Genomic DNA, 6127 nt, shown 5'->3' with positions numbered 1-6127 from the left:
CACAAGCCGATGTCGGTACGCATCTCGGCAACCGATTGGGCGGAGGGCGGGGTCACCGGCGACGAGGCGGTGGCCATCGCGCGGGCCTTCGCTGAGGCCGGCGTCGATCTCGTCGACGTCTCGACCGGGCAGACCGTGCGCGATGGGCAGCCCGTCTATGGCCGCATGTTCCAGACGCCGTTCTCGGACCAGGTCCGCAACGAGGCGCGTGTCGCCACCATGTGCGTCGGCAACATTACGACGGCGGATCAGGCCAACACCATCCTGGCGGCCGGACGGGCCGATCTTGTCGCGCTTGGGCGCCCGCATCTGGTCGACCCCTTCTTCACCATGAAGGCGGCGGCCTGGTACGGCGCGGACGGCGCGTTCTGCCCGCCGCAATATCTGCCCGGAAAGGAGCAGATTTTCCGCAATAGCGTGCGCGACAGGCAGGATCTCGAGGAGCTGAGAATTAAGGCTAAGCCCAAGACCCGGGCCGAGCTGAAGGCGGAGGCGACAAAGCCGCTTGCGGCGGAGTGACCGCCCATGCGACGTTAATCCCGTTGCCTGGCGTGTTTCGAGTGGAGTAAGGGCGATGAAGGCGATTATCGTCGGCGGCGGTATCGGAGGCCTCACCACGGCATTGATGCTGCGCTCGCGCGGTATTGGGTGCGAGGTCTTCGAACAGGCCGAGACAATCCGCGAGCTCGGCGTCGGTATCAACACCCTGCCGCATGCCATGCGTGAGCTCGCCGGGCTCGGTCTGCTCCAGAAGCTCGACGACGTCGCGATCCGCACCGACCAGCTTTATTACCTCAACCGGCACGGCCAGGAAGTGTGGCGCGAGGCGCGCGGCATCGACGCCGGCCACGACGTACCGCAATTTTCGATCCACCGTGGCCGCCTTCAGGGCGTCATCCATCGGGCCGTCGAGGAACGGCTCGGCGCGGACGCGATCCACACCGGCTGCCGGCTAGGTGCCTTCGCGCAGGACGAGGGCGGCGTCACCGCCTATTTCTTCGATCGTACCGGCGGGCACATCCATACGGCGCGTGGCGATATCCTGATCGGCGCCGACGGCATCCATTCGCGCGTCCGCGAGACGTTGTTCCCGAACGAGGGGCCGCCGTGCTGGAACGGGTTGATGCTGTGGCGCGGTGCGCGCGACTGGCCGCTGTTCCTCACCGGCAAGTCGATGATCGTGGCCGGCGGCCTCAATGCCAAGGTGGTGATCTATCCGATCGCGGAGGGATCGAGCCCCGCAAGCCGACTGACCAATTGGGCGGTGCTGGTGAAGGTCGGCGAGGGCAATGCCCCGCCGCCGCGAAGAGAGGACTGGTCGCGGCCGGGACGGCGCGAGGAGCTGATGCCTCACGTGGCGCGCTTCTCGGTACCCCATATCGACGTCAGGAGCCTGATCTCGGCCACGCCAGAATTCTACGAGTATCCGACCTGCGACCGCGATCCCTTGCCCTATTGGTCGTCGGGGCGCGTTACGCTGCTCGGCGATGCCGCGCATCCCATGTACCCGGTCGGCTCCAACGGAGCCTCGCAGGCGATCCTCGACGCACGCTGCCTCGCGGATGCGCTGGTTCGCGCCGAGCATCCGCGCCAGGCGCTGCTCGAATATGAGAAGAAGCGCCTGCCGATGACCGCGGACATCGTCCGCTCCAACCGCCGCGGCGGCCCAGAGGGCGTCATCGATGCCGTCGAGCAGCTCGCGCCCGACGGCTTCGACAATGTCGACAACGTGCTGAGCTATTCCCAGCGCGAGGCGATCGTACGCGGCTATGCCACCAAGGCGGGCTTTGCCGCGGTGCCTGGACTTGCGGCGGTGCGCGCGTAAGGCTCGGCGCTAGCCGCCGGGAGGCGGCGGCAGGAAGTGGATGTTGAACTCGGCGGCCATCGCCACCACGTCTTCCGGCTTCTGCTCCTTCATGTTGTGAAGGCCCCAGAACAGGTCGAACAGTTTGCGGCTCGGCGAGACCCAGAACAGCACCTTTGCGGTCTGCTCCGATTTGTTGAAGATGCCGTGCGGCACGCCCATGCCGAGACGGATCAGGTCGCCCGCCGTCGCCTGCGCCTCCGAATTGCCAAGCATGAAGTCGAGCTTGCCCTCCAGCATGTAGAGATATTCATCCTGGTCGGGATGAATGTGCGGGGGCACGAACGTGCCGGGCGGCAGCGTCGCATGCCAGGAGAAGCTGTTCTCGGCATAGCTCTTCGGAACGTAGGTCTGGCCGAGGATGTTCCAGGAAATGCCCTGGATTCCCTCATTGGCCCGCGTGATGCCGGTGATTTCGCTCTTCATTGCAGTCCTCCCTTAACGCGACGCGCGTCCTCAGTTTGTCGCCTTGCAGTCCTTGGCATAGCGGTCGCCGTAATTCTCAAAGACCTTCTGCACGATCTCGGTCTGGAACTTGCCGTCCGGACGTTTGGCGACCTTGGTCAGGTAAAAATCCTGGATCGGATAGCCGTTGGTGTTGAACTTGAAGGCGCCACGCAGCGAGGTGAAATCCGCCTTCTTCAGCGCAGCTCCCACAGCATCCTTTTTCGAAAGGTCGCCCTTCACGCCCCGGATGGCGCTGTCGATCAGCATCGCGGCGTCATAGGCCTGGAAGGCGTAAGTGCCGGGCACGACGTTGTAGGCCGCTTCATAGGCAGCGACGAATTTCTTGTTCTGTGGGTTGTCGAGATTGGGCGCCCAGTTCGCGCCGCCGAACATGCCGACGGCCGCGTCCTGCTGCGCCGGCAGGGTCGATTCGTCCACGGTGAACGCCGAGAGTACCGGGATGCTGTCGGCGAGGCCCGCCTGACGGTACTGCTTGACGAGGTTGACGCCGAGGCCGCCCGGCATGAACGTGAAGAGCGCATCGGGCTTCTGCGAGGAGATCTTTGAAAGCTCCGGCTGGAAGTCCAGAGTGTTCAGGGGCATGTAGGATTCTTCGACGATCTCGCCCTTGTAGTCGAGCTTGAAGCCGGCGACCGAGTCCTTGCCGGCCTGATAGTTTGGTACCATCAGGTACATGCGCTTGTAGCCGCGATCCTGCGCGACCTTGCCGAGGATCTCGTGGACCTGGTCGTTCTGGTACGACGTCACGTAGAAGAACGGGTTGCAGTCTTTGCCGGCAAAGGTCGATGGCCCGGCATTGGGACTGATCAGGAACACTTTCGATTCCGTCACGGGTCGGTGGATTGCCTGGAGAATGTTGGAGAAGATCGGGCCGACCACGAAGTCCACCTTCTCGCGCTCGAGCAGGCCCTTGACCTTGGTCACCGCCGCGTCCGGCTTGAGCTCGTCGTCGACCACCACGACCTCGACATCGCGGCCCCCCATCTTGCTGCCGAGATCCTTCACCGCGAGTGCAAACCCGTCGCGAACCTGCTGGCCGAGCGCGGCGGCGGGTCCCGACAGGGTCACGATCACACCGAGCTTGATCTTCTCCTGGGCGAGGGCGGGGCTCATTGCTGTGCCGAGCAGCAAGGCGGCTGCGGTCAAGGTCAATTGCATTTTCATGATCTGTCCCTCGTGACGTCAGGGCCTGCGCCGCAAGCCGCGTACTTCAATCCAAGCTTATGCCGATGATGGCTGCCGCGGCAAGCAAAGCTCAGACGTTGTCATTCCGCGGGTCATTGCGCATGCAAGTGGCGCGCCAATTATTTGAAGCCTAAAGAAACTGGCATGCGGTCGATTGCTGCAGCTTTGGACTTGCGGCCGGCTTCAATTTATTTGAAGCTCAAAACGTTGGGGAATTCGTCCCGGCGCCAATGCCTGCCGTCAATGACTGCATCAGATGCTTGATTCCGAGACCAAGGCCGTCGAGACTCCTGAAGACCATGCCGAAGAGCTTCGGCTATGGCTGCGCTTGCTGACCTGCACCACCCTGATCGAGGGCGAAGTCCGCGGCAGGCTGCGGCAGCGCTTCGACGTCACGTTGCCCCGGTTCGACCTGATGGCGCAACTCGACAAGGCGCCCGATGGCATGACGCTGTCCGACGTCTCCAAGCGCATGATGGTCTCCAACGGCAACGTCACCGGTCTGGTCGAGCGTCTGGTGGAATCGGGCCATCTTGACCGGCGAACCTCGGAGACCGACCGCCGCGTCCAGGTGATCCGGCTGACAAAGCTCGGTCGGGCCGAATTTCGCAGGATGGCCGCGGAACACGAGACCTGGATTGCCGATCTCTTCGCCGACCTGACGCCGAAGGACGTGCGCGAGCTGATGCGTCTCCTCGCCAAGACCAAGGCTTCCGCGCAGAAATCGGCCGCGCGCCGCCGACCCTAAGCTCACGGCCTGGCCGGTCTGCCGATCGCACTTTGCCGCAGGAAAATGCATGGGATTCCCAAAATCCGCTATTGCGCAAAATTGCTTTAAGCCTAAAATGTTTTCCAGATAGTGCTGCCGGGTGCTTTCCATGCGCAAAGGAGCGTGCGATGGCTAACGCCGCCAAGGTTCAAGCGTCGGGCTCGTATGGCGGCAACGCCGCGACGGCCCATGTCGATACGTTCGCACGGCAGCATCTGCCGCCGCGCGAACTCTGGCCCGAATTCATCTTCACGCGGCCGGAGCTGCACTATCCGCCGCGGTTGAACTGCGTCAGCTATTTTCTCGATCGGTGGGTGGAGCAGGGCCATGGCGACGCGCCTTGCGTTATCAGCCCCGCCGTGAGCTACACCTATCGCGAGCTGCAGGCGCTCGTGAACCGCATCGCCAACGTGCTGGTCGGAAAGCTGGGTCTCGTCACCGGCGGGCGCGTGCTGCTTCGCTCGGCCAATAGTCCCATGATGGTCGCAACCTACCTTGCTGTGATCAAGGCCGGCGGAATTTGCGTGGCGACGATGCCGCTGCTGCGCGCCAAGGAGCTGTCCTATCCGATCCAAAAGGCGGAGATCACGCTGGCGCTCTGCGATGGAAAACTCGCCGACGAGATGGAGAAGGCGAAGCTAGCAGCGCCCAATCTCAAGCGGGTCGTCTATTGGGGAAGCGGCGCGCCTGACTCGCTCGAGGCACTGATAGCCGATGCCTCCCCTGAGTTCGCTGCCGTCGATACCGCGTCCGACGATATCTGTCTGATCGCCTTCACGTCGGGCACGACCGGCGACCCCAAGGGCACCATGCACTTCCACCGCGACATGCTGGCGGTCTGCGACGGCTACGCGCGCAACATCTTGCGCGCCGAGCAGAAAGATCGCTTCGTCGGCTCGGCGCCGCTCGCCTTCACCTTCGGCTTCGGCGGCGTGTTGTTTCCGATGCACATCGGCGCTTCCTTCGTGGTGCTGGAAAAGACGACGCCGGACGACATCCTGACGGCGATTGAGCAATACAAGATCACAGTGTGTTTCACTGCGCCGACCGCTTATCGCGCCATGATCGGCAAGCTTCCGGGGCGCGACATTTCCTCGCTTCGGAAGTGCGTCTCGGCCGGTGAGACATTACCAAAGCCGACATTCGACGCCTGGGTCAAGGCAACCGGCATCAAGCTGATGGACGGTATCGGTTCGACCGAGATGCTGCACATCTTCATCAGCGCGACGGAAGATGAGATCCGCTCGGGCGCGACGGGCAAGCCGGTGCCGGGCTATGAGGCCAAGATCGTCGACGATGCAGGCAATGATGTGCCGCCTGGAACAATGGGGCGGCTCGCAGTGCGCGGGCCGACCGGCTGCCGTTATCTCGCCGACGAGCGGCAGCGTAAATATGTCCAGAATGGCTGGAACATCACCGGCGACACCTATCTGATGGATAGCGACGGCTATTTCTGGTACCAGTCGCGCTCCGATGACATGATCGTGTCGGCGGGCTATAATATTGCAGGTACGGATGTGGAGGCAGCGCTGCTCACGCATCCGGCTGTCGTCGAATGCGGTGTGGTTGGGGCGCCGGACGAGGCGCGCGGGATGATCGTGAAGGCCTATGTCATCGCCGCGCCTGGCGTGATTCCGGACGCCCAGCTCGTGGCCGAGTTGCAGGAGCATGTCAAACGCGAGATCGCGCCGTACAAATATCCGCGCGCGATCGAGTTCGTGACGCAATTGCCGAAGACCGAGACCGGCAAGTTGAAACGTTTTGCCCTGCGACAGCTCGCGCAGGCCGCAGCGACGTCTTCGGGCGTCGCGGCAGAATGAGAGAAGGATAGAGCATTGTCC

The 6127-nt window shown here is 63.1% G+C and carries 6 protein-coding genes; 4 read left to right on the top strand and 2 right to left on the bottom strand.

Translation table 11 applies throughout. From position 1 onward, the window contains the following. Window positions 1–519, top strand: a 519-nt coding sequence (locus A5906_RS44480; RefSeq protein ID WP_488225978.1) for an oxidoreductase, incomplete at its 5' end; no start/stop codon positions are given. A 55-nt stretch (window positions 520–574) separates the two neighbouring features. Beyond that, a complete protein-coding gene (locus tag A5906_RS15635) occupies window positions 575–1825 on the top strand; it encodes a flavin-dependent oxidoreductase (RefSeq protein WP_080136283.1) in 1251 nt (416 codons plus the stop codon). Window positions 1826–1834: 9 nt separating this feature from the next. On the opposite strand, the gene A5906_RS15630 is transcribed toward A5906_RS15635, so the two are convergent. Continuing rightward, window positions 1835–2290, bottom strand: a complete 456-nt coding sequence (locus A5906_RS15630) for a cupin domain-containing protein (RefSeq protein WP_080136282.1) — start codon at window positions 2288–2290, stop codon at window positions 1835–1837. Window positions 2291–2320: 30 nt separating this feature from the next. After that, window positions 2321–3496 (bottom strand): ABC transporter substrate-binding protein, encoded by a 1176-nt coding sequence (locus A5906_RS15625; RefSeq protein WP_080136281.1) that lies wholly within the window; start codon window positions 3494–3496, stop codon window positions 2321–2323. Window positions 3497–3773: 277 nt separating this feature from the next. Here A5906_RS15625 and A5906_RS15620 point away from each other — a divergent pair, with 277 nt between their 5' ends. Further along, entirely contained in the window at window positions 3774–4265 is a 492-nt protein-coding gene (locus A5906_RS15620; RefSeq protein ID WP_035971233.1) for a MarR family winged helix-turn-helix transcriptional regulator, read from the top strand. Between the two features lie 149 nt (window positions 4266–4414). Further along, entirely contained in the window at window positions 4415–6106 is a 1692-nt protein-coding gene (locus A5906_RS15615) for a benzoate-CoA ligase family protein (protein WP_080136280.1), read from the top strand. The last annotated feature ends 21 nt before the right edge of the window (window positions 6107–6127 follow it).

The organism is Bradyrhizobium sacchari (genome assembly GCF_002068095.1).
GTDB classification, from domain to species: domain Bacteria; phylum Pseudomonadota; class Alphaproteobacteria; order Rhizobiales; family Xanthobacteraceae; genus Bradyrhizobium; species Bradyrhizobium sacchari.
Note: the sequence above shows the minus strand (reverse complement) of the source record. Positions and strands in the feature narration are given on the sequence as shown.